Below are 23427 nucleotides of genomic sequence, written 5' to 3' on the forward strand. Positions count from 1 at the left end.
CGGATCAATGCGATGCAGCAGGTGCAGTGATGGCGTATCGAAAAAGAAACAAGACCAAGGGCCGGCGGCCCAAGCAGGCAAGACAGGCTAAACCGGCAGCACTTGTGCAGCAGGTCAAAGCCGAAACTGAGGTGGTCAAGCCTGCTGTGGCCGAGAGCGCAAGCAAAGCCGTCGACCCGGAGCTCACCGGCATTCGCCAAGTGGTGGGCAAGTTCAGGAAAAGCCTGGAAGAAAGTGGTCTAGGAGATCTGGATCTTTCAGGATTGTTCTCTGGGCAGGGCCTATTGACCCCCTTTGTTGCGGGCATGCAGTCGGCGATCAAGGCGGAGAACATCCAGGCTGTCACTGCTGCCGCGCTCAGGGGGGAGGCAAGTCCGGAGAACGAGCTGGGCAATACCGCGCAAAACCTCAAGCACTTTGATGAGGCGGTGGAAAGAATCACCCTCAATGTGGGGGTAGCACTGTTGCCGGCCATCAACAGCATTGTCACGGGACTTCAGCCCGTACTGACATCGGTCGGTCAATTTGTCGCTGATAACCCCGGGTTGGTGGAGGGGCTAGCGGCCGCAGCAATCGCCTTTACGGTGGCAGCCTCGGCGGCCACGGTCTTTGCCGCACTGTCCTCGCCTATAGGTTTGGCGATGCTGGCGATTGCTGCGGTAGCCGGTGTGGTGGTGGCCAATTGGAAGCCGGTTTCACGGTTTTTCATCCAGCTGTGGGGGAAGATTTCACCCACGGTCATGTCCATGGTTGGTCTTTTCAAGGACGTGTTCGCCTGGACGCCCATCGGGCAATTGATTGCCAACTGGGGGCCGGTCAGCGCTTACCTGAGCGCCCTCTGGCAAGACTTCAGCGCCGGTACCGGGCGGGTGTATCAGGCGTTGAATCTGCTCTTCAACATGAGCGGGTTTGGGGTGTTGATCAGAAACCTGAAGCCGATCAGAGAGGCTGTCCAGGTGCTTTTTCGCAGCCTGCGAGAGGTTTTCGAGTGGAGCCCGCTTGGCTTGATAAGCAGTAACTGGCAACCCGTGGTGGGGCTGCTTGCAGCGATCTGGGATCTGATCTGGGCGTTGTCGATCACGGCAAAGACCAATGTGGAAAAGCTGTTCAGTTGGACTCCCGGTGAAGGGATGAGAAAGGATCTCGATGGATTGATCGAGTGGTTCTCTTCGTTTCGTGACCGGCTGGAAAAGATCCTGGAGCCGATCCGCGAGAAACTCAGAGCGACCTTTGGCAATTTGCTTGTCAGTGTCACCGGGAGCATCAACTCGCTGACCGAGAGTGTGGTGGAGCATAACAACTCGGCAAACCGGGGTGAGGACTCGCTGACTGATAAACCTTCTCCGCTGCTGACCCCGGGCAATTTGCCGCAAAGCTCCAGTTCGCTGCTGCAACAGGCGGCGGCCAACAACCGCACCCAACTCGAAGGCGGTTTGACCCTGCGTTTCGAAAACGCCCCGGCTGGCCTGCGCGCCGAACAGGCCACGACCAATCAACCGGGTTTGAACATCGCTTCGACCCTGGGCTATCGCTCACTTTCCCTAGGAGGTTCCCATGGCGGATAACTGGCGTGATCGTTTGTTGCCCGCCTCCTTTCGCGGCGTGCCCTTCTGGGTCGACCAGGCGAAAACCCCGGTGGGGCAAAAAGGCCAGTTGCATGAGTACCCGCAGCGCGACCAGCCGTTTTTCGAGGGCCTTGGCCAGCAGGCGAAAGTCCATGACCTGACGGCCTTCATCGTCGGCGCCGATTGCCTGGAGCAGCGCGACAGGCTGCTCAAGGTCCTGGAGGAGGGCAGCGGCGAGCTGGTGCATCCGTGGCTTGGACGGATGCAGGTCAAGGTCGGCGAGTGCGAGATGACCCAGAACCGCCAGGATGGTGGCCTGGTGACCTTCAGCCTGAAGTTCTATCCGGACCAGCCGCTGCGCTTTCCTTCGGCGGTGGTCAACACCCAGCAGCAGGTGCTGGTGGCCAGTGATACCTTGCTGGGCTCGGCGGTGCTGCGGTTCGAGTTCGCCACCAACCTGATCAAGCAGGCGCGGATCGGCGTGGATTCGCTGCGCAAGGGATTGACCGAGGTGTACGCGGTCATCGAACACGAGTTCAAGCCGCTGATCGAGTTCTATGGCGACCTCAACACCCTGGTCAGGGCGGTCAAGGAAATACCCAAGGAGCTGAGCACGGAGTTCAAGGGGTTGCTGGAGGATGTACGCGGGCTCAAGGATTTTGCCCGCACCGGCTATCGGCAGATGCTCGCCGATATTTCCCAGCAGGTGGAGGCGGCCAGGCGCATCGATGCGCCCAAGCTGACCACCGGCAAGGACACCACCGCGGCGGCCGAGGCGGTAGCGAACCTGGTCCAGGATGCGTTGCTGGTGCAGATCGCCCGGTTGGTGTCGGCCTTGCCGGTGGCCACCCCGGTGGTCAAGCTCAAGAGCACGCCGCCCCTGGCGCAGCAGGCCAGCCAGCCGGTGCAGCGCCTGGAGGTGCCGGTGGCCGACGATGTACTGGCCCTGCGTGACCAGCTCAACGAAGTGATCTGGCAATCCGCGCTCAAGGCCGACCCGATGCATTACCAGGCGCTCAACACCCTGCGCCAGCAACTGCAGGGCCACCTCAATGCAGTGGCTTCGTCCGGGGTACGGCTGGTCAGCCTCAGCCCCAAAAGCAGGTTGCCGGCGCTGGTGCTGGCCTATCAGCGGTTCGCCGATGCGACGCGGGTCGGTGAAGTGGTACAGCGCAACCGGGTGGCCCATCCGGGCTTCCTGCCGCCGGCCGATCTGCAGATTGCGCGGGAGTGACCCATGGACGAACTGGCAAATATCGTCACCCTGACGGTGGACGGGCTGGACTACAGCGGCTGGAAAAGCGTGGAGATCACGGCGGACCTGGAGCGCCAGTTCCGCACCTTCAGCCTCAACATCACCTGGCAATGGCCGGGGCAGGACTCGCAGGTACGGATCCGCCCGGGCGCTCGCTGCCAGGTGCGCATCGGTTGCGACCTGGTGCTCACCGGGCATGTCTACCAGGCGCCGGTCAGTTATGACGGCAGGCAGATCAGCCTGAGCATCCAGGGCAGCTCCCTGACCCAGGATCTGGTGGATTGCGCGGCCATCAACCGGCCGAGCCAGTGGCGCCAGCAGGATGTGCTGAGCATCGTCCGCGCCCTGGCCGGCTCTTACGGCGTGGGAGTGCGCAGCGAGATTGCACCCACCAGCAAGTTGCACACCCACAGCATTGTGCCGGGGGAGACGGTGTTTGCCTCCATCGACCGCTTGTTGACCTTGTACCGGGTGTTCTCCACCGATGACGCCGACGGCTACCTGCTGTTGGCGGCACCAGGCAGCGGCGGGCGTGCCGGCGATGCGCTGGAGCTGGGCAAGAACATTCTCTCGGCCAATGCGCCGATGGACTTTTCCGCGGTGTTTTCCGAGTACCGGGTGATCGGCCAGCACAAGGGCAGCGACCAGAGCAGCGGTGTCGCGGTCTGCGAGGTGTCCGGCCAGGCCAGCGATGCCCGGGCTTCGCGCAAACGGGTGACGGTGATCAACGAGGCGGCGCAACTGAGTGCGGAACTGGCTCAGCAGCGGGCTGACTGGGAGTGCGGCACCCGCACCGGCAAGGCGCTGACCACCACCTATCAGGTGCAGGGCTGGCGCCAGAGCAATGGTGATTTGTGGCGACACAACACTTTGGTGCGGGTCATCGACCCGGTGCTGGGTTTCGACCAGGACATGCTGATCTCCAAGGTCACCTGGTCGCTGTCCGACCGGGGTTCCATCACCACCTTGCAGGTGGCGCCGCCGCAGACCTTTGACGCCAACCCCGGCTCGCCCAAGGCCTGAAACCTGAGCCACCCGTAGGAGCCGGCTTGCCGGCGAAGGCACCCGGCACGAAACCGCGCAATCCCTGTTCGCCGGCAAGCCGGCTCCTCTCCCCCCAAGGAACCCAGCATGAGCCTACTGACACGCCTGTTGGCGCGGGGCACCGTGGTGCTCGCCCATTCGGCCAACAAACTGCAATCGCTGCAAATGCGCCTCACCGCCGGCGAGGTCAACGACGACATGGAGCATTTCGAGCCTTACGGTTTTACCAGCAACCCCCTGGCCGGCGCCGAGGGCATCGCCACCTTCCTCGGCGGCGATCGCTCCCATGGAGTGGTGCTGGTGGTGGCCGATCGGCGCTATCGCCTCAAGGCCCTGGCCGCCGGTGAAGTGGCGATCTACACCGACGAGGGCGACAAGATCCACTTCAAGCGCGGGCGGGTCATCGACATCGACACCGCCACCTTGAATATCCGCGCCAGCAGCGGCGTCACCATCGACAGCCCGACCCTGAGCATGAGCGGCAAGATCGTCTCCCAGGGCGATCAGGTCGCCGCCGGCATCAGCCAGATCAACCACGTCCACAGCGGCGTGCAACCCGGCCCGGGGCAGACCGGCGCGCCGGTGGGAGGTTAAGCATGTTCGCCACTTATGACCTGAAGAACGCCCTGACCCGGGCCGTGGAAATCAGCCTGTTCACCTGGCGCCGCGCCGCCGATGACGATGCCCTGGATGACGACCAGCGCTATGGCTGGTGGGGCGACAGTTTTCCCAGCGTGGCCGACGACCGCATCGGCTCGCGCCTGTGGCTGCTGCGCCGGGTCAAGTTGACCCGGCAGACCCAGCTCGACGCCGAGTTCTATGCCCGCGAGGCCTTGCAGTGGCTGATCGACGATGGTCATTGCAACGCTGTCGAGGTCCTCAGTGAACGCCTCGATGCCCAGCGCCTGAACCTGCGCACGGTGCTGATCCTGGCCGACGGCGAACGTCTGGACCTCAACCCCATTCACAGTTGGCAGGTGACCTATGCCGTTTGAAACGCCTTCGCTGCCGGTGCTGATTCAGCGCACCCAAAGCGACCTGGCCAGCGATTCGCTGCGCCAGTCCGATGCCCAAGTGCTGGCCCGCACCCTGAGCGGCGCCGCCTTTGGCCTGTATGGCTACCTGGATTGGATCGCCGAGCAGATCCTTCCGGACAAGGCCGATGAGTCGACCCTGGAGCGCATCGCCGCGCTGCGCCTGAACCAGCCGCGCAAGACCGCCCAGGCGGCCAGTGGCAGCGTCAGTTTCAACGCGGCAGCCGGTGCCGTGCTGGATCTCGGCACCCTGTTGCAAAGCAGCGACGGTCGCAGCTACACAGTGACCGCCGCGCGAACCACCAGCGCAGGCCTCAACAGCACCACGATCCAGGCCGTCGACGGCGGTACCCTGGGCAATGCCGATGCCGGCCTGGAGCTGACCGCGGTGCAGCCGGTGCAGGGCATCAGCAACTCGTTCACCGTCCTGGCCCCGGGCCTGAGCGGTGGCGTGGCCCGGGAAAGCCTCGAATCCCTGCGCTCGCGGGTGATCCGTTCCTATCGGATCATTCCCCATGGCGGCTCGGCGGACGACTACGAAACCTGGGCCATGGAGTGCCCGGGCATCACCCGTGCATGGTGCCGGCGCAATTACCTGGGGCCGGGCACCGTGGGCTTGTTCGTCATGCGTGACGACGACCTGCAGCCGATTCCCAATGCCGAGCAGCTGGCGCGGGTTCTGGCCTATATCGAGCCCTTGCGCCCGGTAACCGCCGAGGTGCATGTGCTGGCGCCAGTGATACAGCCGGTGATCTACCAGGTGCGCCTGACCCCCGACACCAGTGCGGTGCGGGCCGCGGTCGAGGACCAACTGCGTGATCTGCACAGCCGCGAGGCCGGCCTGGGAGAAACCCTGCTCTTGAGCCACATCCGCGAGGCCATCAGCAGCGCCACCGGTGAACAGGATCACCGCCTGCTGGCGCCGCTGGCCGATGTGCCGGCAAGCAGCAACCAACTGCTGGTATTTGGAGGTTGCCAATGGCTGCAATAAGAAGCGCCGCCCAGTACCAGGGCCAGCTGCGCAGCCTGCTACCCAGCGGCCCGGCCTGGGACCCGGAACGGGTGCCGGAGCTTGAACGAGTGTTGCAGGGTATCTCCCAGGAGTTGGCGCGCATCGACGCCCGGGCCGTGGACCTGCAAAACGAAATGGACCCGGCCAGTGTCAGCGAGCTGGTGAGCGATTGGGAAAAGGTCATGGACCTGCCCGACCCCTGCCTGGGCCTGACCCCGCTGTTCGAAGACCGGCGCCTGGCCGTGCGCCGTCGTCTGTTGGCGGTGGGCAGCCAGCGCGCCGCCTACTTCGTCGAAATCGCCCGCAGCCAGGGCTATCCCAATGCCAGCGTCACTGAGCTGAGTACCCCGCGCATGGGCCGCTCACGCTTTGGTCACGCGCATTTCGGCACCTGGCGGGCGAACTTCATGTGGACCCTTAATACCGGCGGCCGCCTGCAACTGGGCCGGCGCTTCGGCGCCAGCTATTGGGGCGAACGTTTTGGCATGAACCCGGGCAGCGCCCTGGAGTGCCTAATCCATCGCAGTACATCGGCTCATACACAGGTGTACATCAACTATGACTAGAGAGGACAGGAATACGTGGACTATCCGAAAAGTGTTCCCAGCGTAGGGCTGTTGAACGGAAAGTTTGTCGATGAAAACCCGGTCACGGGGCAAGTGGGTTCACTGATTTCTTCTGATTGGGGGAATGCGGTGACCGACGAATTGCTCAACGTGATTCGTGCGGGAGGGGAAGAGCCGGCCGAGGCCGAGCATGACCAGTTGCTGGCGGCGATCAAGGCGATCGTGCGTGATTCGATTCCACCGGAGAAGATCCGCACCACCCTGGCCGAGTACGGGATCACCGATGCCTATACCAAATCGGTGACCTATACCAAGGCGGAGATCGAGGCGCTGCTGAAGAACATGTCGGCCCTGCCGGTGGGCGCCATGGTGCCGTTTCCCAAAGGCACGGTGCCGGCTGGGTTTCTAGAGGTGGATGGCAGTGTACAGAGCAGTGCGACCTATCCGGATCTGGCAGCTTATTTGGGAGCGACGTTCAATACGGGGAGCGAAGGTGCAGGTAATTTTCGCTTGCCTGAGTCGCGAGGGGAGTTTCTTCGCGGTTGGGACCATGGGCGGGGCGTCGATGCGGGAAGGGGGCTTGGCAGTTGGCAAGTTGATGAATTCAAGAGTCATACGCACTCAGTAAAGGACACTTCAAGTGCTGGAAATGTGTTTGACTCCTGGGTCTATGGCGATACTGGGAATGGAGTTACTGAGGATGAAAATCTAAGGACAAATCCATCGGGTGGAGTTGAAACCCGTCCACGCAACCTGGCAGTAATGTGGTGTATTAAAGCTTGGAGCGCGCCTCTTAATCAGGGAAATGTCGACATAGCGGCACTAACTCCATTAGCGAATCAAGCGACTGAAACCAAGAGGGGGACGGCATTAATTGCTAGCCAAGCTGATATGAATTTAGGGAGTGATGCTACGAAAATTGTCACGCCTAAACAGCTTCGACTAGGGTTTTCGATAAGTCTTGCTGCGAATGGCTATTTGGCTTTTCCGTCGTGGTTGGGTGGCTTAATTATCCAGTGGGGAAATACCAATCCATTGAGTGCAACAGTCCAGACTACAAATTACCCACTTGCATTTCCCAATGTATGTCTCGTTGTTACTTCTAATATTGTTTCAGCTTCGGCAATGAATGAGTACGGATTGACAGTTACGGCGAAAACATCGTCGTCGTTTAATGCTATTTGTAAAACCTATAATGGTGGGTCTGCGAATCAGCCTGCAAACTATATTGCAATCGGCTTTTGAAGGGGGGATGGATGAAACGTTTTTATAGTCCAAGTACCGCAACAACTTATCTCGCTGGTATGCATTCAGTGTTACCTGCAGATGTGGTTGAAATCACCGAAGCTCAATATCTATCTGTGATTGGCAATCCAGCGCCAGGAAAAGTTCGTGTTCATGATGAAGATGGGTTGCCTTACCTAGTAGATGCACCTGAGCCAGATATCGATCTATCGGCTCAGGAGCGAGTTTGGCGTGACACTTCGTTAATGACGGTTATGTGGCTTCGTGAGCGCCATCGCGACCAAACTGAAGCAGGTGTATCTACAGCGCTTAACAAACAGGAATTCAAGGAATTGCTTGCTTACCTTCAGACTCTGCGCGATTGGCCACAATCTCCCAACTTTCCCGATAGCCGATATCGCCCGGTTGCACCGCCATGGATCACTGAACAGACCCAATAGACGGTCCTTTTCAATGGGGCGTTTTCTTTTCTGATCGAAGATTGTGTATGCCAATCACCGAACAACAACTGCAACAAATCATGCCTAACGCCCGCCGCCAAGCGGGCGTTTTTGTTTCTCCACTCAACACCGCCATGGCCCATCGGCAGATCGATACGCCGAAGCGCCAGGCGGCCTTTCTCGCCCAGATCGGTCACGAATCCGGGCAATTGCAGTACGTGCGCGAGCTGGGCAGTGATCAATACCTGAGCAAGTACGACACCGGCACGCTCGCGGCACGCCTGGGCAACACACCGGAGGCTGACGGCGACGGCCAGCGTTATCGCGGGCGTGGGCTGATCCAGATCACCGGGCGCAGCAACTATCGCCAGTGCAGCCTCGGGCTGTTTGGCGATGAGCGCCTGCTGGAGTTGCCGGAGCTGCTGGAGCAAGCGCAATGGGCCGCCGAGTCGGCGGCCTGGTTCTGGGAGCGCGGTGGGCTCAATGCCCTGGCTGACCGCGATGAGTTCAACAGCATTACCCGGCGGATCAATGGGGGCCTGAATGGCTTGCAGGACCGCCTGCAACTCTGGGCCAGGGCGCGGGCGGTGCTGTGTTTGCCGGTGGTTTGAGGGCTGCCGTCTGAAGGTCCTGCGGACCTTTTCGCAGTCTGCGGCAGCGGCTACAGGTTTTTTTGGCAGGCTGGGTGATTCATTTCATGCGCGCCTCAGGAGGGCTTGATGAATATCCGTGGCTGGCTGGCCATCGCTGTGGCGGCCGGGTTGCTTTATGCACTCGGCTACGTCAGCGGTGCCGGCAGTGAGCGCAGTAACAACCAACACCTCGATGAGGCTCGTCTCAAACAATCCTTTGAACAAGGCCGGGCCCTGGGCACGGTCAGGGAAAAGGTGGTGGTCGAGTACGTCGACCGTATCGTCAAGGTCTATCAGGCGGGCGCCACCATCACCAAGGAGGTTCCTGTCTATGTTTCGAAAGCGGCTGATAGAGCCTGCGTTGTGCCTGCTGGTTTTGTCCGGGTGCACGACGCCGGCGCCGCCAACCTGCCCGTGGCCGGAGGCCCCAGCGTCACTGATGGCGCCGCCTCGGGCCTTGCACTCTCTACCGTCGCCGCCAGCGTCGTCGACAACTACAGCGAATGCCACGCCAATGCCGAGCAATTGAAGGCGTTGCAGCGGTGGGTGCGCGAATCCCAGGCTGTGCTGCGCAGCACTACGGAGATGTTGCTGCAGCCCTGAGAGCAGGTTGTCGATCAACTCTCCGGCTCCACTGGAGCCGGCCGGGTTGGGTTGCATCCAGGTGGAAGGGAGGAGTGACAAGGTGACGGCCTGTGACAGCCAGTAAAAGTGCTATCGCATCAGCGATGCAGGACATTGGCTTATGGCCTCGGGTACTTGGGGATTTATATGAAGTTCGCCTTATTTGGCCGTTTCAGGATTGCCGAATGCGCACGGCTTTGTTTGAAAAATGAGCATGTACGCTCGGAATGAGAACTACTGGAGAAGTTATGCAGAATACTAAAAACATCTTGCTGATGAGCTTGTTTGCACTGATCGGGATTTCCCTCAATGTGAGTGCAGAGACGGCCATGTCGTGGAACCTGGCAAGGGATGTAATGCTGGCCAAGGAGAGCGTCGTGGCGAACTCGCCCTGGACATTCATGCAGAACACATCCGGGGTGAATAAGCCTGAAAACTATACGTTGCTACCTTTCTTCAAGGCGGACGACTGCACTGCTCAACCTGTGACCTGTTGGCAGGATCCGGTATCGGGGGCTCACGTATCGGTCCACTTCAAGACTTATACATTCACTGGAAACGGCAGTTTTGTTATCGCTCCGGGCAATGTGGCGTTTCACCCCGGGAAAAATAGCCAGACGGTTATCCGCTGGAGCAGCCCGGTCGTTGGTGAGGTAAATGTTCTCGGGCGTGTCAACAGCATTCACGACAGCTGTGGCGATGGGGTTGCCTGGTCCCTGAATTTGGATGACTCGGTTCTTCAGTCGGGTAGCTTGGCCAGAGGTACGGGAGCTGTTTTTTCGGTAAGCAAGGTGCCTGTCAGCAAGTTGTCGTCCATCTATTTTGTTCTGGACAAGAAGGCCAATTACTCTTGCGATACCAGCACCATCGACATGCTGATCACCAAGTGACGTGCCTCTATCAGTGGTTCTGGAGGCCGCGCGTGATTGTCGAAGCTGCGCAAGGGAGATAGACCGGTCCAAGAGTACTCAACTCTGATTCCGATCTGACAGCCTGTCACTTGCAAGCCACCTCGCCTGGTGTACGGTAAGCACACGCCAGCCCCATCAGGAGAGGATTGTGAAAGAAATCACCCAGCTTGCCGCTGAACTCGGCAGGCGTTTGCAGGTTCTGAATGCCCACGTCACCACCGCGGAGTCCTGCACCGGGGGAGGCATCGCCGAGGCGATCACGCGGATCCCTGGCAGTTCGGCCTGGTTTGAGGCTGGTTATGTCACCTATTCCAATCGCCAGAAGACCTTGCAATTGAATGTGCCGGCCGATTTGTTCAATTCGGTCGGCGCTGTCAGTCGTGAAGTGGTCGAGGCCATGGTCCGGGGGGCACAGGCCAGGAGTCATGCGCATTTTGCCGTGGCGGTCAGCGGTATCGCCGGGCCGGATGGCGGTTCTGCGCAGAAGCCTGTGGGCACTGTGTGGCTGGCCTGGGGGGCGGGAGAGACGCTGACCACCGAGTGCCGGCACTTTCCGGGAAATCGCGATGAGGTCCGCCGACAAACGGTGAAGGCCGCGCTAGAGGGGTTGCTGCAACATGCTGCGGCAGAAATCGCAAATCAGGGGTAGGCGATCCTCGAGCGCTGTGGAATAATACTGGCTACTTATACAGGTGTTGGCCGTCAGGCCTTATTGATTACGTGAGGACTTTAATGGACGACAACAAGAAGAAAGCCTTGGCTGCGGCCCTGGGTCAGATCGAACGTCAATTCGGCAAGGGTGCCGTAATGCGTATGGGCGATCACGACCGTCAGGCGATCCCGGCCATTTCCACCGGCTCTCTGGGTCTGGACATTGCTCTGGGCATTGGCGGTCTGCCAAAAGGCCGTATCGTTGAAATCTACGGCCCTGAGTCGTCCGGTAAAACTACCCTGACTCTGTCGGTTATTGCCCAGGCGCAGAAAGCCGGTGCCACTTGTGCGTTCGTCGATGCCGAGCACGCACTGGACCCGGAATACGCCGGCAAGCTGGGTGTGAATGTTGACGACCTGCTGGTTTCCCAGCCGGACACCGGCGAACAGGCCCTGGAAATCACCGACATGCTGGTGCGTTCCAACGCGGTTGACGTGATCATCGTCGACTCCGTGGCGGCCCTGGTGCCCAAGGCTGAAATCGAAGGCGAAATGGGCGACATGCACGTGGGCCTGCAAGCCCGCCTGATGTCCCAGGCGCTGCGCAAAATCACCGGTAACATCAAGAACGCCAACTGCCTGGTGATCTTCATCAACCAGATCCGCATGAAGATCGGCGTGATGTTCGGTAGCCCGGAAACCACCACCGGTGGTAACGCGCTGAAGTTCTACGCTTCGGTCCGTCTGGACATCCGCCGTACCGGCGCGGTGAAGGAAGGCGACGAAGTGGTGGGCAGTGAAACCCGGGTCAAGATCGTCAAGAACAAGGTGGCTCCGCCGTTCCGTCAGGCCGAGTTCCAGATTCTTTACGGCAAGGGCATCTACCTCAACGGTGAAATCATCGATCTGGGCGTGCTTCACGGCTTCCTGGAGAAATCCGGTGCCTGGTACAGCTACCAGGGCAACAAGATCGGTCAGGGCAAGGCCAACTCGGCCAAGTTCCTGCAGGACAACCCGGAAATCGGCAACGCGCTGGAGAAGCAGATCCGTGAAAAACTGCTGACTGCATCGCCAGACGTCAAAGCCAACCCGGTCAAAGAGACCGAAGACGATATGGCCGACGCTGATATCTGATTGATCCAATGACCGCCGTACTCGATACCCTCGTCGCGGTGCGGCGAACCGCAATGGACCTGCTCGCAAGACGCGAGCACGGTCGTGTCGAGCTGACGCGTAAACTGCGTCAGCGCGGCGCCCCTCCTGAAATGATCGAAGCAGCCCTTGACCGTTTGACGGAAGAAGGCTTGCTGTCCGAATCCCGTTATCTCGAAAGCTTCGTTTCCTACCGTGCCCGATCCGGTTACGGGCCCATGCGTATTCGCGAGGAATTGGGCCAGCGCGGCTTGCAGCGCAGCGATATTGATCTTGCGCTGCGCGAGTGCGGTATCGATTGGCAGGAACAATTGCGTGACGTCTGGCAGCGCAAGTTTGCCGGGCAGTTTCCTGCGGATGCTCGAGAGCGTGCCAAGCAAGGACGTTTCCTGAGTTATCGCGGGTATTCCATGGACATGATCAGCCGCTTGTTGAGTGGCCGGGGCATGGACGACTGACGCCGTACCCGCTGCATAACGCAGCGGGTTATGGCTGGGATCAGTTGGCTTTGCTGGTTTCTCGTGCCCGTTGCGTTGTTTGGGGCTGAGGCCTGGCCCAGTTTTCCGGCAGGTTGATGAAGTCGATCAGCTCGCGCAGGCGACCGTTGTCGCGAGCATTGAAGGCGAATGACAGCCGCGCCAGATGGCTGAACTGCACTTCGTCGTGTTCCTCCCCGCTGTAGGCATGCTGTTGAAACTGGCCACTCAGGCACAGGTCGGCGAATGCTGTCTGCATCTGCTCCAGCGCCTGCTCATTGAGGTTGTAGTTCATGCGGATGACGAACTGCTGCTTGAGCCAGCGGCTGGAGTGGAAGTTGGCATAGAACTGCTGGATTTCCTGCACCGCTTCTTCAGTGCTGTGCACCAGGCGCACCAGCTTCATGTCACTGGGCAGAATGTAGCGATTGGCTTCCAGTTGGTTGTGGATGAAGTCCAGAGCGCCTTGCCAGAACTGTCCACCCGGCATGTCCAGCAGTACCACGGGTACCAGCGGGCTTTTGCCGGTCTGAATCAGGGTCAGTACTTCCAGGGCTTCATCAAGGGTGCCAAAGCCGCCTGGGCAAAGCACCAGTGCGTCGGCCTCCTTGACGAAGAACAGCTTGCGGGTGAAGAAAAAGTGGAACGACAGCAGGTTCTCCGTACCGCCAACGGTGGGGTTGGCATGCTGCTCGAAAGGCAGGGTGATGTTGAACCCCAAGCTGTGCTCCAGGCCTGCACCATCGTGGGCGGCGGCCATGATGCCCCCGCCGGCCCCGGTAATGACCATCAGATCCGAGCGGGCCAGGGCCGCGCCCAGCTCTCGGGCCATGGCGTATAGCGGGTGTTCACTGGGGGTGCGTGCCGAGCCGAAGACCGTCACTTTGCGTCGGCCCTTGAACTGTTCCAGGACGCGGAAGGCGTGCTCCAGTTCGCGCAGGGCCTGCAGGGTTATCTTGGCATTCCAGCGATTGAGGTCATCCTCGGCCATACGCAGGACGGTGAGCACCATGTCGCGGTAAAGAGGAAGATTCGGGCTGTTGGGGGCTATCTGGTTGAGTTGCGCTTCGACCTGGTTCGTCAGGTCGACACCGTTGTTCTGAAAATGACGACTTAACAGGTCATTCGATTGGTAAGGCATTCAGCTTCTCCTTCTGCACAGAACCTTGCGCACGATCGAGATATTCGAATGTGCCACGACACTGCCTGTGTCGCTGCCTGCTCAGCCCAGCGAATGAGCGAATTTCCGGACCCGATCACAGCTGACAATCGCTGGGCAGTGTTGGGGTCATCCACAGAGGTTCTGCTTTCCTTTATTTGAGAACATTTGCACAGCAAGACGCACAAGGACGGCCTCCTCAACCGTCCGCAAGCCGTTTTGGACATGGCTTGATCATGTGCCCATAAAGTCTTGGCTGGCAACCGCTTGTTCGCGGTTTTCCCCAGGCTGGCACCGCTGGTCAGGAGGGGCGGCAAGGGATGACGGCTCTGATTTACTAAGGTGCAGCGTCTGGCGCAGGAGCAGGGGCCGGAGAGAAGAAAGCGGGTTCTGGGCCATGCAGGGCCAGAGCAGGGAGGCAGGGGATGACCATTGTCACGCTGGAGATTGATCCGCAGTTGTATCAGCTGCTGCAAGCCGCGGCCGCTGACCATCAAATAAGCCTGGAGGAAGAGTGCCGGCGCCGATTGGCAGCACAGGAGCGGCCATCGCGATACCTACAGGCCCTGGTCGCCGAACTGCGCGCCGATGATCAGCAGCGGCGCGCCGCTCGTTCGTGATTACTTTTTCTTGGGCGTGCTTTGCGCCGGGCAATCCGACTCCTGAAAGCGCGCCGAGGCCACCGGGCGATTGGTGCGGTTTTCAGTGAACTCGTAACGCATGATGGCGCCTTTGGCCATCAGCTTGCGGTAGTTGGGGTTACGGCAGACGCTTGCTCCAAGTTGCAGGTACACCGCCTTGGGGTTGGCGCGCATCTGCTCGGCATGGCCAGACTGGACGCTGAGGTGGTTGATCAGTTCCTTGCCTTCAACGGTATAGCCCTGGTCGAGAATGTTCTCGTTGATTTCCCGAGGAGTGCCGACGTTGCTTTCCGCAGCGACCTTCTCCAGCATTTTGCCCAGTTCGAACTCTTGCAGGGACGCAGCTTGGGCACCCAGAGGCAGGGCCAGCAGAAGGGCGACGGTAGGAATGGTAAAGCGCAACATGAAACTCTCCTGGTGCAGTGACTGATGCTTCGACCAGCCACTCGACTGTGCGTTCAGTGGCGACGAATTATAGGGGGAGAGGCCGCAGGGCGGTACAGGTTTGAACAGATAGCTCTGATAAACTTGTCCGACTTCTTACCCTCTTGAGTGTTTGTCGTGTTGATTTCTGTTTCTTGCTGGCATGTCCTGCGATGAGTCATGCGGTTTCCCGTCTACGTGATCTGCGGATGGCGCGCGTGGCCAAGCCCTTTTTCGCACGTGGCTCACGGGCTGAACGCTGCCCCCGCTGCCGAGTAATTCCCAGCCATTGCCTGTGTGCCTGGCGACCGAAAGTCGTTGCCCGGTCAGCCATGTGCCTGGTGATGCACGACGTCGAACCGCTCAAACCGAGCAATACCGGTTGGCTGATTGCCGATGTGATCGGCGACACGACGGCGTTCAGCTGGTCGCGTACTGAGGTCGATCCGCAACTGCTGGCGTTGCTGGCCGACCCGCAGTGGCAGCCCTATATCGTGTTTCCGGGCGAGTTCGTCGCGCCCGAACGGGTGGTCAGCGAAGTCAGGCAGGAGGAGGGCAAGCGGCCGCTGTTCATTCTGCTGGACGCTACCTGGAGCGAGGCGCGCAAGATGTTCCGCAAGAGCCCTTACCTGGAGCACTTGCCGGTTCTCAGCCTGTCCCCGGAGAAGCTCTCGCGCTACAAGCTGCGTCGCTCCAAGCGTGATGATCACTTCTGTACCGCTGAAGTGGCGGCGTTATGCCTGGAGCTGGCCGGCGATGAGCAGGTCAGCCAGGTACTGGATGCCTACCTCGATGTGTTCAGCACCCATTACCTGTCAGCGAAGTTCCAGAAGGCCATCGATCCGGATGACGATGTGCATGCCCGGCTCAAGCCCTTTGTGTAGTCGTGCTGGAATGAGGCTTTTGTGGCCATAGCTGGGCTACCAGCATGCCGCAGAGCATCAGCGCGCAGCCGATGTAGCCGCGGGCCTGCAGCGACTCATCCAGCAACCAGGCCCCGGCAATGGCGGCAAATACCGCTTCCAGGGACAGAATGATTGCCGCGTGAGAGGCGATTGCGTCCTTTTGGGCAATCACCTGCAAGGTGTAGCCGATACCGACGGCCACCACCCCGCCATAGAGAATGGCCGGCCCGGCGCCGGCAATCGCTTCCCAGCGAAGCGGTTCCAGGCACAACGCCAGGATCAGGCTGACCACCGCGCAGGTCGCAAATTGCAGGAACGCCAGGCGAATCGGGTCATGACGGCCGGCGAAAACTCCCACCAGAATCACGTGCCCACCCCAGACGAAGGCGCCAATCAGCTGCAGCCAGTCTCCCGAGGCAACGTGGAAGCTGTCGCTGACGCTCAGCAGGAACATGCCCACCACCGCCAGCACGGCGCCGAGCCAGGTACCCAGGCCAGTCTTGTGGCCAATCAGCAGCCCCAGAAGCGGCACTACAATGACATAGAGCCCGGTGATGAAACCTGCATTGGTGACGGTGGTGAACATCAGCCCCACCTGTTGCAGATTGATGCCCAGGGCCAGGGCCAGCCCCATGAGTACGCCGCCCAGTAGCAGCCCACGATTGAGCAAGGGTTCGGGCTGACGATCCGTGGGTGTTTTACGCAGCACCAGCGGCAAGAGGCAGAGTGAGCCCAGGGCGAAGCGCAGGCCGGAATAAAGGAAGGGGCCGATATGATCCATACCGGAAGTTTGTGCGACAAACGCCGAGCCCCAGATCACCGCGGTAATCAGCATCAGGACATCGGCACGCAAGGCTTGGCTGCGCATGATGGCTCTCTTATTAGTTAGCCAGCTAAGATGCCGCAAAGCTTCACGCTTGACCACCCTGGCTTGGCTGGGCATGCTTGGCGCCGATTAGGGCGCCGGCGCTGTTTGAACCACTGTTTTGCTCAGGCTTTTCGCGGCGTTCGTGCTCTTTGGGTGCGGTATTCTGGCGTGCCTCCGTGTTGCTTTGGTGAGGGCTGAATGCATCAGTCCTGCCATGAAAAACAGGATCATTTGAAAAATGGCCACATACGAAATCCTGATTGCCGATGATCACCCGCTTTTTCGCAGTGCACTGCATCAAGCTGTCACCTTGGGCCTGGGCCCTGATGTGCGTCTGGTGGAAGTGGCAAGCATTGCCGAACTGGAAGTGCGACTCACCGAAAAATCCGACTGGGATCTGGTCCTGCTGGACCTGAACATGCCCGGTGCCTACGGTTTTTCCGGTCTGGTGCTGTTGCGCGGGCAGTACCCGCAAATTCCGGTGGTGATGGTTTCGGCGCAGGAAGAAGCCTCCGTCATGGTGCGCTCCAGAGAGTTCGGCGCCAGCGGTTTCATCCCCAAGTCCAGTTCCCTGGAAGTCATCCAGCAGGCCGTGCGCAGTGTGCTCAACGGTGATGTCTGGTGGCCGCCCCAGGCGTTTGAAGAGGTCAGTGTCTCAGCCGAAGCCAAGGCCGCCAGCGAAGGCCTGGCTAGCCTGACGCCCCAGCAGTTCCGGGTTCTGACCATGGTCTGCGAAGGGTTGCTGAACAAGCAGATCGCCTACGAGCTGAGCGTGTCGGAAGCCACGATCAAGGCCCACGTGACGGCGATCTTCCGCAAGCTCGGGGTGCGTACCCGGACCCAGGCAGCGCTGCTCTTGCAACAACTTGAGTCAATTTCCAGCCATTAACCGGCTGTTTGTTCACGCTTTTTTGACTTTGGTTGAACTAGCTTCCCCACTTCTTTTTCTTCAGTTGCCCAGCTTATGTCGCCTTTCAAAGGTCAAACCGGTCTTAAACGTATCCTTAACGCCGCCGGCTATTCGTTCGATGGCTTGCGCGCGGCGTTCACTGGCGAGGCGGCATTCCGTCAGTTGGTGCTGCTCAATGTGATCCTGATTCCCCTGAGCTTCCTGCTCAATGTCAGCCGGGTCGAGCGTGCGCTGTTGATCGCCGTGTGCCTGCTGGCGCTGATCGTCGAGCTGCTCAATTCGGCGGTGGAGGCGGCCATCGACCGTATCTCCCTGGATCGTCATCCCTTGTCGAAAAACGCCAAGGACATGGGCAGCGCGGCGCAGTTTGTGGCTCTGAGCATGATCACCATCGTCTGGGCAGTGATCCTGATCTGAATCAGGGAATGCTTGGCAGGACGATTTCGTCGCTGCGTTGCACCCCGGCGGTAAAGGCGCGACACAGTTCCAGGAATTCGCGCATGGCCGAGGTCTGGTACTTCTGCTTGTGCCAGATGAAGTAGAACTGCCGGGCCAGGTCCAGGCCCGGGGTTTCCACCGGCACCAAGCTGCCGCGGCGAAACGCATCGCGCAGGGCCAGCCGGGAAATGCAGCCAATCCCCAACCCCGACTCCACCGCACGCTTGATGGCTTCGGTGTGCTCCAACTCCAGGCGGATGTTCAGTGCACTGCGGTGGTGACGCATGGCCTGGTCAAAGGTCAGGCGCGTCCCGGAACCCTGTTCGCGAAGGATCCAGGCTTCATGGGTCAGTTCTTCCATGGTGGCGTGGCCGCGCTTGGCCAGTGGATGCTGGGGCGCGCAGAACACCACCAGTTCATCTTCGACCCAGGTCTGGACTTCGATATCCGGATGGCTGCAGTCGCCCTCGATTAGACCCAGATCAATTTCGTAGTGGGCCACCTGTTGCACGATATGCGCAGTGTTCTGCACATGGAGCTTCACCTGGCTCTCCGGGTGCACCTGCATGAAACTGCCGATCAGCAGGGTGGCCAGGTAGTTGCCGATGGTCAGGGTCGCACCCACCGAAAGCGAGCCGAACCCGGACTTGCCGTTGAGCAGGTCTTCGATCTCCTTGGCCTGGTCCAGCAGGGCCACTGCCTGTGGCAGCAGCTGTTTGCCCAGGGCATTGAGGCTCAGGCGCTTGCCCGCGCGATCGAACAGCTGGCAACTGGATTGGCGCTCGAGTTCGGTGATCGAGGTGCTGGCGGCCGATTGCGACAGGGACAGCAGCCCCGCAGCACGAGAAACGCTCTCTTGCTGGGCGACGGCGACGAAGACTTGCAGTTGACGGAGAGTAAATCGCATATCGATATAACCGATAACCCTTATCTTAATAATCCAGTTAACAGATATTGTCGCCGCCATTAGAATGCTGTGCAATTGCGCTCATGGTCAGCGCAGGCAATTTCTAGGAGCCCCCGTACATGAGCAACATGAACCACGAGCGTGTCCTCAGTGTTCATCACTGGAATGACACTCTGTTCAGCTTCAAGTGCACCCGCGATCCGGGTCTGCGCTTCGAGAACGGTCAGTTCGTGATGATCGGCCTGCAACAGCCTAATGGCCGTCCGCTTATGCGTGCCTACTCCATTGCCAGCCCGAACTGGGAAGAGCATCTCGAATTCTTCAGCATCAAGGTTCCAGACGGTCCGTTGACTTCCCAACTGCAGCATCTGAAGGAAGGCGACGAGATCATCATCAGCAAGAAGCCAACCGGTACCCTGGTACTGGATGACTTGAAACCCGGCAAACACCTGTACCTGCTCAGCACCGGCACCGGCCTGGCGCCGTTCATGAGCGTGATCCAGGATCCGGAAACCTACGAGCGTTTCGAAAAAGTGATCCTGTGCCACGGCGTACGCTACGTCAACGAAGTCGCCTACCGCGAGTTCATCACCGAGCACCTGCCGCAGAACGAGTTCTTCGGCGAAGCGTTGCGTGAAAAGCTGATCTACTACCCCACCGTGACCCGCGAGCCGTTCGAGAACGAAGGCCGCCTGACCGACCTGATGCGCAGCGGCAAGCTGTTCCGCGACATCGGCCTGCCGCCGATCAACCCGCAGGACGACCGCGCCATGCTGTGCGGCAGCCCGAGCATGCTGGATGAAACCAGCGAAGTGCTCAACAGCTTCGGCCTGACCGTTTCGCCGCGCATGCGCGAGCCGGGTGACTACCTGATCGAACGCGCCTTCGTCGAGAAGTAGGAGCGAGCGTGCTCGCGAAGACCGTCCAGGCAGCGCATTGGTGCCGACTGGGCGGCTAGCAGACACAGAAAAGCCCGCGTTGCCTGGAAAGGCAGCGCGGGCTTTTTCGTTTCCGGGGTTCAGCCCCCCGGAACCACTTCCAGCACCCGGATCACCCCGGGCTCTGGGTAATGCCAGCGCACGTCCAGATCCCAGAACTGGGCGCCGTACTCACGCTCGGCCGTGGGCACCTGGTAGGCCGGACGCGGATCCTGAGCCAGGCACTGTTCGATCAGCTCCACCAGGGGCTCCTGCAGACGCTGAGCGTGGATCTGAGCCTGTTGCAGGGCATTGTCCTGCCACTGCACCGGAATAATCTGCGGCGCGGCGCTAGCGATCTCATTGCTCGCCGTGGCAATGATGTCGGCGTAGGGCACGTAAGGCTTGATATCTAGGATCGGCGTACCGTCCAGCAGGTCGATGCCGGAGATCCACAGGCGGTTGGCCTCGACCTTGTCCAGCTTGACCACTGACTGGCCGATGCCGTTGGGGCGATGGGTCGCGCGGGTGGCGAAGACCCCCATGGACTTGTTGCCCCCCAGGCGCGGCGGGCGCACCTTGAGTCGCGGCTTGTCCTCCAGAGCCTGGTGAAACAGGAACAGCAGCCAGACGTGGCTGACCTGCTCCAGCCCTTGCACCGCGTCGCCCTGGTCGAAAGGCGCCACCAGTTCCAGCACCCCGCGCGCGGCCGGAGCCAGTTGCGGTTGGCGCGGGATGGCGAACTTCTCCTTGAAGCAGGAGCGCACGAAGCCGATGGGGGAAACGCTGTAGGTCATGTTCTGGGGTCGAGGCTGTAAGGGGAGGGCATGATAACCCGTTCGCTGGCAAGCCAGCTCCTACAACACCCGCGCCACCTGTAGGAGCCGGCTTGCCGGCGAATTGCACAACATCGATCAGAGACTGAAGCCGCCATCCAGAGGAATGATGTTGCCGGTCATGTAGGCCCCCGCAGTGCTTGCCAGGCTGATGGCCAGGGCGGCCATTTCCTCTTCCCGGCCCCAGCGTTTCATCGGGATCAGCGCCACGTCTTCGGCCAGGGCCTGTTCATCGTTACCGATGTGCTGAGTCATCTTGCTGGGAAAACGTCCCGGCGCGATGACATTGACGTTGATGTGCTGGCTCACCAGCTCCCGGGCGAGGATCCGCGACATCTGGTGCAGCGCCGCCTTGCTCGGGCCATAGGCGTAGGCCTGTTCGCCGAAGGAGCTGATTCCGGCCACCGAGCCGATATTGATGATGCGGGCCGGATGGGCCGCCGAGCCGGCACGGCGCAGCAGCGGCAGCAACTGCTGGATACAGCTGAACACCGAAGTCACGTTCAATTGCATGACCTTTTCCCAACCCTTGGCCGGGTAGCTTTCCAGTGGCGCGCCCCAGGTCGTGCCGGCGTTGTTCACCAGGATGTCCAGGGAGTCGAGTTGCTGGCCCAAAGTGGCGGCAAGCTGCTGCACGCCTTCCTCACTGGCCAGGTTGGCGGCCAGCCCCCGGCACTCTCCGAATGCGGCCAGTTCCTCGGCGACCTGCTGGCAGGCGTCGGGATCACGGGCGCAGATATACACCCGGGCGCCGGCTTCGACAAAGGCCTTGGCAATCATCTTGCCGATACCACGGGTGCCGCCGGTCACCAGGGCGGTGCGGCCTTGCAGGGAGAAATAGGGATGCATGGGAAGTCCTGAGCAGATAGGTGTGTGCCTACCCTAGTCCTCAGGCGCTTGCCGGGGAGCCACTATTGCCTGGGGCAATAGCGGCTCATCAGGGCCGCTAAGAATGTACAGCGGCCGCGCAAGGGGTTCAGCCGCGTACGCGCAGGGTCAGGCCCTTGAGAAAGTTGCGCAGCAGCTGATCGCCGCACGGGCGGTAGTTGGTGTGGCCGAACTTGCGGAACAGCGCGCTCAGTTCCGGCTTGGACACCGGGAAGTCGGCCGCCTTGAGCACGGCGTGCATGTCGTCTTCCTTGAGTTCGAAGGCCACTCGCAGCTTCTTCAGAATGATGTTGTTGGTGACCGGCAGTTCGATCGGCAGCGGGGGACGGCTTTCGTCCTTGCCGCGCTTGAAGATCACCAGGCCATCGAGGAAGTGCGCCATGACTTCGTCCGGGCAATGCACAAAACCTTCTTCCTCATCCTTCTTCAGGTAGCTGACGACATCGTCCAGGCTGACCTTGAAGCCGGTGAGCTTGATGATCTCGACGACCTTCTTGTCGCTGATGTCGAGCATGTAGCGCACGCTGCGCAGTACATCGTTATGAATCATGGTTACAGTCCTGATCAATGCGCGTGGAGCGCCGCGCCAGGGCACGGCGTCTGAATGGGGGCGGCTTTAGAACTTCTCTTTGGCCGACAGGTAGCGCCACTGGCCCAGCGGCACCTTGCCGATGGACACGCCGCCGACTCGTATGCGGCGGATGGCGACGACCTTGAGGCCGACGGCCTGGCAAAACAGCGCAATCACGCCCGGCTGCGGGTTCTTCATGGCGAAGCGCAGGCGGTTCTCGTTCTGCCAGCTGGCTTTTACCGGTGGCAGCTCGCGGCCTTTGTAGGTCAGGCCGTGGTTCAGGCGGTTGAGCCCGTGGTCGATCATCTCGCCTTCGACCTCGACCACGTATTCCTGCTCGATCTTGGCCGCGTCGGCAGTCAGCTTGCGCAGCACTTTCCAGTCCTGAGTGAACACCAGCAAGCCGCTGGCGTTGGGCTGCAGGTCATCGCTGGCGGTCAGGCGCAGGAAATGCCCGCGCAATGGACGTTTGCCGTAGCGGTGTTCTTCGGACAGGCTGTCGGCGCCAATGGACTGCATGGCGCTGTCCAGGTCCTGGCCGGCGGGCACGTTGAGCAGAATGGTCACCGGCTCCGGTGCAGTGGCCTTGGCCTCGGGGTCCAGAGCGACGGTTTGCGCGCCAACCTTGAACTGCGGTTCGTCGATGACTTCGCCGTCTACGGTGACCCAGCCGCCCTCGATGAACAGCTCAGCCTCCCGGCGGGAGCAGCCGACCAGTTCGATGAGGCGTTTGGAGAGACGAATCGGGTCAGTCATGACAGGGGCCGTAACAAAAGAGGGCAGCTATTGTACCTGCCTGGCGCCGGTTAATCGCGGGTCCATTTGCCGGCTGTGGCTTTTAGCCGCGTCGGGCCTGCAGTTGTGGTTGTTTCAGGCGCATGTGCAGCAACGGGTAGGGCTGGCCCATACCGTCCTGCTCAGAGCGGCCGACCACTTCGAAGCCTTGCTTGAAGTAGAAGCCCAGGGCTTGGGGGTTCTGCTCGTTGACGTCCAACTGCTGGGCATTGAGGTGTTCCACCGCGTACTGCAGCAGCTGGCGGCCCAGGCCTCGGCCCCGGTGGGCCGGGTCGATGAAGAGCATTTCCACCTTGCCCGCCGCGACCCCGGCAAAGCCGGTGATGCGCTGGCGTGCATCGCGGGTGCAGATCAGCATCACCGCGTCCAGGTAGCGGGTCAGCACCAGTTTGCGCAGCAACTCTATATAGCTGTCCGGGAGAAAGTCGTGGGTGGCACGTACCGAGGCTTCCCAGACCTGGGTCAGTTCCGGGTAATCGCTGAGTTTGGGTGTATGCACGACCGAGTGTTGGCGCATGCCGCCTGCCCCTGAAGTGATAGGCCGCAGTGATTGCAGGCCTGG

Annotated in this window: 29 protein-coding genes; 20 read left to right on the forward strand and 9 right to left on the reverse strand. The window is 60.5% G+C overall.

Annotated features, from left to right (window positions below; all coding sequences use genetic code 11):
• Positions 1-29: 29 nt before the first annotated feature.
• The 15 genes from ABCR88_RS06390 to recX all read left to right on the forward strand — a co-directional run bounded on the left by ABCR88_RS06390 (position 30) and on the right by recX (position 12589).
• Positions 30-1565: a hypothetical protein gene (locus ABCR88_RS06390; protein WP_350404244.1), complete on the forward strand. Its 1536-nt coding sequence runs from the start codon at positions 30-32 to the stop codon at positions 1563-1565.
• Positions 1555-2799 carry a DNA circularization N-terminal domain-containing protein gene (locus tag ABCR88_RS06395; RefSeq protein WP_350404245.1) on the forward strand — a complete coding sequence of 415 codons (1245 nt, stop codon included), beginning with the start codon at positions 1555-1557 and terminating at the stop codon, positions 2797-2799. The genes ABCR88_RS06390 and ABCR88_RS06395 overlap by 11 nt, the downstream gene beginning before the upstream one ends.
• 3 nt (positions 2800-2802) lie before the next feature.
• Positions 2803-3843, forward strand: coding sequence for a phage baseplate assembly protein (locus tag ABCR88_RS06400; RefSeq protein WP_350404246.1), 1041 nt, complete (start codon positions 2803-2805; stop codon positions 3841-3843).
• A 108-nt stretch (positions 3844-3951) separates the two neighbouring features.
• Positions 3952-4458: a phage baseplate assembly protein gene (locus tag ABCR88_RS06405; protein WP_025127704.1), complete on the forward strand. Its 507-nt coding sequence runs from the start codon at positions 3952-3954 to the stop codon at positions 4456-4458.
• Positions 4459-4460: 2 nt separating this feature from the next.
• The gene (locus ABCR88_RS06410) at positions 4461-4859 is read left to right on the forward strand and encodes a phage GP46 family protein (protein WP_350404247.1); all 399 of its coding nucleotides are present in this window, start codon (positions 4461-4463) and stop codon (positions 4857-4859) included.
• The gene (locus ABCR88_RS06415; RefSeq protein WP_019093485.1) at positions 4849-5889 is read left to right on the forward strand and encodes a baseplate J/gp47 family protein; all 1041 of its coding nucleotides are present in this window, start codon (positions 4849-4851) and stop codon (positions 5887-5889) included. The genes ABCR88_RS06410 and ABCR88_RS06415 overlap by 11 nt, the downstream gene beginning before the upstream one ends.
• On the forward strand, positions 5877-6476 hold the full coding sequence (locus ABCR88_RS06420) for a putative phage tail protein (RefSeq protein WP_350023663.1): 600 nt from the start codon (positions 5877-5879) through the stop codon (positions 6474-6476). Before ABCR88_RS06415 ends, ABCR88_RS06420 begins: the two co-directional genes overlap by 13 nt.
• Positions 6477-6491: 15 nt before the next feature.
• Entirely contained in the window at positions 6492-7721 is a 1230-nt protein-coding gene (locus ABCR88_RS06425; protein WP_325985608.1) for a tail fiber protein, read from the forward strand.
• 11 nt (positions 7722-7732) lie between these two features.
• Positions 7733-8161 carry a tail fiber assembly protein gene (locus ABCR88_RS06430; protein ID WP_325985609.1) on the forward strand — a complete coding sequence of 143 codons (429 nt, stop codon included), beginning with the start codon at positions 7733-7735 and terminating at the stop codon, positions 8159-8161.
• A 47-nt stretch (positions 8162-8208) separates the two neighbouring features.
• On the forward strand, positions 8209-8772 hold the full coding sequence (locus ABCR88_RS06435) for a glycoside hydrolase family 19 protein (RefSeq protein WP_325985610.1): 564 nt from the start codon (positions 8209-8211) through the stop codon (positions 8770-8772).
• Between the two features lie 108 nt (positions 8773-8880).
• Positions 8881-9396, forward strand: a complete 516-nt coding sequence (locus ABCR88_RS06440) for a hypothetical protein (RefSeq protein ID WP_350404249.1) — start codon at positions 8881-8883, stop codon at positions 9394-9396.
• 269 nt (positions 9397-9665) lie between these two features.
• On the forward strand, positions 9666-10307 hold the full coding sequence (locus ABCR88_RS06445; protein WP_041116265.1) for a hypothetical protein: 642 nt from the start codon (positions 9666-9668) through the stop codon (positions 10305-10307).
• Between the two features lie 169 nt (positions 10308-10476).
• A complete protein-coding gene (locus ABCR88_RS06450; RefSeq protein WP_011059578.1) occupies positions 10477-10977 on the forward strand; it encodes a CinA family protein in 501 nt (166 codons plus the stop codon).
• A gap of 83 nt (positions 10978-11060) precedes the next feature.
• Entirely contained in the window at positions 11061-12113 is a 1053-nt protein-coding gene (recA, locus tag ABCR88_RS06455; protein ID WP_011059579.1) for a recombinase RecA, read from the forward strand.
• Between the two features lie 8 nt (positions 12114-12121).
• Positions 12122-12589: a recombination regulator RecX gene (recX, locus tag ABCR88_RS06460; RefSeq protein WP_041116266.1), complete on the forward strand. Its 468-nt coding sequence runs from the start codon at positions 12122-12124 to the stop codon at positions 12587-12589.
• Between the two features lie 40 nt (positions 12590-12629).
• On the opposite strand, the gene ABCR88_RS06465 is transcribed toward recX, so the two are convergent.
• The gene (locus ABCR88_RS06465; RefSeq protein WP_041116268.1) at positions 12630-13748 is read right to left on the reverse strand and encodes an LOG family protein; all 1119 of its coding nucleotides are present in this window, start codon (positions 13746-13748) and stop codon (positions 12630-12632) included.
• Positions 13749-14191: 443 nt separating this feature from the next.
• Here ABCR88_RS06465 and ABCR88_RS06470 point away from each other — a divergent pair, with 443 nt between their 5' ends.
• Positions 14192-14386, forward strand: a complete 195-nt coding sequence (locus ABCR88_RS06470) for a hypothetical protein (RefSeq protein ID WP_041116270.1) — start codon at positions 14192-14194, stop codon at positions 14384-14386.
• Here ABCR88_RS06470 and ABCR88_RS06475 read toward each other — a convergent pair whose 3' ends face one another.
• Complete coding sequence (locus tag ABCR88_RS06475) at positions 14387-14812, reverse strand: quorum-sensing-regulated virulence factor family protein (RefSeq protein ID WP_011059583.1); 426 nt, start codon at positions 14810-14812, stop codon at positions 14387-14389. It lies immediately after the preceding gene.
• 191 nt (positions 14813-15003) lie between these two features.
• Here ABCR88_RS06475 and ABCR88_RS06480 point away from each other — a divergent pair, with 191 nt between their 5' ends.
• Positions 15004-15714 (forward strand): tRNA-uridine aminocarboxypropyltransferase, encoded by a 711-nt coding sequence (locus ABCR88_RS06480; RefSeq protein WP_011059584.1) that lies wholly within the window; start codon positions 15004-15006, stop codon positions 15712-15714.
• Here ABCR88_RS06480 and ABCR88_RS06485 read toward each other — a convergent pair.
• Positions 15698-16603, reverse strand: coding sequence for a DMT family transporter (locus ABCR88_RS06485; RefSeq protein ID WP_041116271.1), 906 nt, complete (start codon positions 16601-16603; stop codon positions 15698-15700). The genes ABCR88_RS06480 and ABCR88_RS06485 overlap by 17 nt on opposite strands.
• A gap of 238 nt (positions 16604-16841) precedes the next feature.
• Here ABCR88_RS06485 and erdR point away from each other — a divergent pair, with 238 nt between their 5' ends.
• Together erdR and ABCR88_RS06495 are read left to right on the forward strand one after the other, a co-directional pair.
• Positions 16842-17492 (forward strand): response regulator transcription factor ErdR, encoded by a 651-nt coding sequence (gene erdR / locus ABCR88_RS06490; RefSeq protein WP_350404250.1) that lies wholly within the window; start codon positions 16842-16844, stop codon positions 17490-17492.
• Positions 17493-17567: 75 nt separating this feature from the next.
• On the forward strand, positions 17568-17930 hold the full coding sequence (locus ABCR88_RS06495) for a diacylglycerol kinase (protein WP_011059587.1): 363 nt from the start codon (positions 17568-17570) through the stop codon (positions 17928-17930).
• A 1-nt stretch (position 17931) separates the two neighbouring features.
• On the opposite strand, the gene ABCR88_RS06500 is transcribed toward ABCR88_RS06495, so the two are convergent.
• Positions 17932-18858 carry a LysR family transcriptional regulator gene (locus ABCR88_RS06500; protein WP_011059588.1) on the reverse strand — a complete coding sequence of 309 codons (927 nt, stop codon included), beginning with the start codon at positions 18856-18858 and terminating at the stop codon, positions 17932-17934.
• 119 nt (positions 18859-18977) lie between these two features.
• Between ABCR88_RS06500 and fpr the strand changes: the two genes are divergently transcribed.
• The gene (fpr, locus tag ABCR88_RS06505) at positions 18978-19757 is read left to right on the forward strand and encodes a ferredoxin-NADP reductase (RefSeq protein WP_003198368.1); all 780 of its coding nucleotides are present in this window, start codon (positions 18978-18980) and stop codon (positions 19755-19757) included.
• 119 nt (positions 19758-19876) lie between these two features.
• Here the strand turns inward: fpr and tsaA are convergent, their stop codons facing one another.
• The 5 genes from tsaA to ABCR88_RS06530 all read right to left on the reverse strand — a co-directional run bounded on the left by tsaA (position 19877) and on the right by ABCR88_RS06530 (position 23382).
• Complete coding sequence (gene tsaA, locus ABCR88_RS06510) at positions 19877-20572, reverse strand: tRNA (N6-threonylcarbamoyladenosine(37)-N6)-methyltransferase TrmO (protein ID WP_041116273.1); 696 nt, start codon at positions 20570-20572, stop codon at positions 19877-19879.
• A gap of 117 nt (positions 20573-20689) precedes the next feature.
• Positions 20690-21460 carry an SDR family oxidoreductase gene (locus tag ABCR88_RS06515; protein ID WP_053149360.1) on the reverse strand — a complete coding sequence of 257 codons (771 nt, stop codon included), beginning with the start codon at positions 21458-21460 and terminating at the stop codon, positions 20690-20692.
• 127 nt (positions 21461-21587) lie between these two features.
• Complete coding sequence (locus ABCR88_RS06520; protein ID WP_011059591.1) at positions 21588-22049, reverse strand: DUF1456 family protein; 462 nt, start codon at positions 22047-22049, stop codon at positions 21588-21590.
• 66 nt (positions 22050-22115) lie between these two features.
• Entirely contained in the window at positions 22116-22826 is a 711-nt protein-coding gene (locus ABCR88_RS06525; protein ID WP_015634380.1) for an rRNA pseudouridine synthase, read from the reverse strand.
• Positions 22827-22908: 82 nt separating this feature from the next.
• Positions 22909-23382: a GNAT family N-acetyltransferase gene (locus ABCR88_RS06530; protein ID WP_152686002.1), complete on the reverse strand. Its 474-nt coding sequence runs from the start codon at positions 23380-23382 to the stop codon at positions 22909-22911.
• Positions 23383-23427 lie beyond the last annotated feature (45 nt).

Origin of the sequence: Pseudomonas sp. W17, from assembly GCF_040268305.1 — a bacterium.
GTDB classification, from domain to species: domain Bacteria; phylum Pseudomonadota; class Gammaproteobacteria; order Pseudomonadales; family Pseudomonadaceae; genus Aquipseudomonas; species Aquipseudomonas protegens.

Bases quoted from the DNA above. Each gene is read 5' to 3' on its own strand.
- ABCR88_RS06390 (WP_350404244.1), top strand. From the start codon at position 30: ATGGCGTATCGAAAAAGAAACAAGACCAAGGGCCGGCGGCCCAAGCAG.
- ABCR88_RS06395 (WP_350404245.1), top strand. From the start codon at position 1,555: ATGGCGGATAACTGGCGTGATCGTTTGTTGCCCGCCTCCTTTCGCGGC.
- ABCR88_RS06400 (WP_350404246.1), top strand. From the start codon at position 2,803: ATGGACGAACTGGCAAATATCGTCACCCTGACGGTGGACGGGCTGGAC.
- ABCR88_RS06405 (WP_025127704.1), top strand. From the start codon at position 3,952: ATGAGCCTACTGACACGCCTGTTGGCGCGGGGCACCGTGGTGCTCGCC.
- ABCR88_RS06410 (WP_350404247.1), top strand. From the start codon at position 4,461: ATGTTCGCCACTTATGACCTGAAGAACGCCCTGACCCGGGCCGTGGAA.
- ABCR88_RS06415 (WP_019093485.1), top strand. From the start codon at position 4,849: ATGCCGTTTGAAACGCCTTCGCTGCCGGTGCTGATTCAGCGCACCCAA.
- ABCR88_RS06420 (WP_350023663.1), top strand. From the start codon at position 5,877: ATGGCTGCAATAAGAAGCGCCGCCCAGTACCAGGGCCAGCTGCGCAGC.
- ABCR88_RS06430 (WP_325985609.1), top strand. From the start codon at position 7,733: ATGAAACGTTTTTATAGTCCAAGTACCGCAACAACTTATCTCGCTGGT.
- ABCR88_RS06435 (WP_325985610.1), top strand. From the start codon at position 8,209: ATGCCAATCACCGAACAACAACTGCAACAAATCATGCCTAACGCCCGC.
- ABCR88_RS06440 (WP_350404249.1), top strand. From the start codon at position 8,881: ATGAATATCCGTGGCTGGCTGGCCATCGCTGTGGCGGCCGGGTTGCTT.
- ABCR88_RS06445 (WP_041116265.1), top strand. From the start codon at position 9,666: ATGCAGAATACTAAAAACATCTTGCTGATGAGCTTGTTTGCACTGATC.
- recA (WP_011059579.1), top strand. From the start codon at position 11,061: ATGGACGACAACAAGAAGAAAGCCTTGGCTGCGGCCCTGGGTCAGATC.
- recX (WP_041116266.1), top strand. From the start codon at position 12,122: ATGACCGCCGTACTCGATACCCTCGTCGCGGTGCGGCGAACCGCAATG.
- ABCR88_RS06465 (WP_041116268.1), bottom strand. From the start codon at position 13,748: ATGCCTTACCAATCGAATGACCTGTTAAGTCGTCATTTTCAGAACAAC.
- ABCR88_RS06470 (WP_041116270.1), top strand. From the start codon at position 14,192: ATGACCATTGTCACGCTGGAGATTGATCCGCAGTTGTATCAGCTGCTG.
- ABCR88_RS06475 (WP_011059583.1), bottom strand. From the start codon at position 14,812: ATGTTGCGCTTTACCATTCCTACCGTCGCCCTTCTGCTGGCCCTGCCT.
- ABCR88_RS06480 (WP_011059584.1), top strand. From the start codon at position 15,004: ATGAGTCATGCGGTTTCCCGTCTACGTGATCTGCGGATGGCGCGCGTG.
- ABCR88_RS06485 (WP_041116271.1), bottom strand. From the start codon at position 16,603: ATGCGCAGCCAAGCCTTGCGTGCCGATGTCCTGATGCTGATTACCGCG.
- erdR (WP_350404250.1), top strand. From the start codon at position 16,842: ATGGCCACATACGAAATCCTGATTGCCGATGATCACCCGCTTTTTCGC.
- ABCR88_RS06495 (WP_011059587.1), top strand. From the start codon at position 17,568: ATGTCGCCTTTCAAAGGTCAAACCGGTCTTAAACGTATCCTTAACGCC.
- ABCR88_RS06500 (WP_011059588.1), bottom strand. From the start codon at position 18,858: ATGCGATTTACTCTCCGTCAACTGCAAGTCTTCGTCGCCGTCGCCCAG.
- fpr (WP_003198368.1), top strand. From the start codon at position 18,978: ATGAGCAACATGAACCACGAGCGTGTCCTCAGTGTTCATCACTGGAAT.
- tsaA (WP_041116273.1), bottom strand. From the start codon at position 20,572: ATGACCTACAGCGTTTCCCCCATCGGCTTCGTGCGCTCCTGCTTCAAG.
- ABCR88_RS06515 (WP_053149360.1), bottom strand. From the start codon at position 21,460: ATGCATCCCTATTTCTCCCTGCAAGGCCGCACCGCCCTGGTGACCGGC.
- ABCR88_RS06520 (WP_011059591.1), bottom strand. From the start codon at position 22,049: ATGATTCATAACGATGTACTGCGCAGCGTGCGCTACATGCTCGACATC.
- ABCR88_RS06525 (WP_015634380.1), bottom strand. From the start codon at position 22,826: ATGACTGACCCGATTCGTCTCTCCAAACGCCTCATCGAACTGGTCGGC.
- ABCR88_RS06530 (WP_152686002.1), bottom strand. From the start codon at position 23,382: ATGCGCCAACACTCGGTCGTGCATACACCCAAACTCAGCGATTACCCG.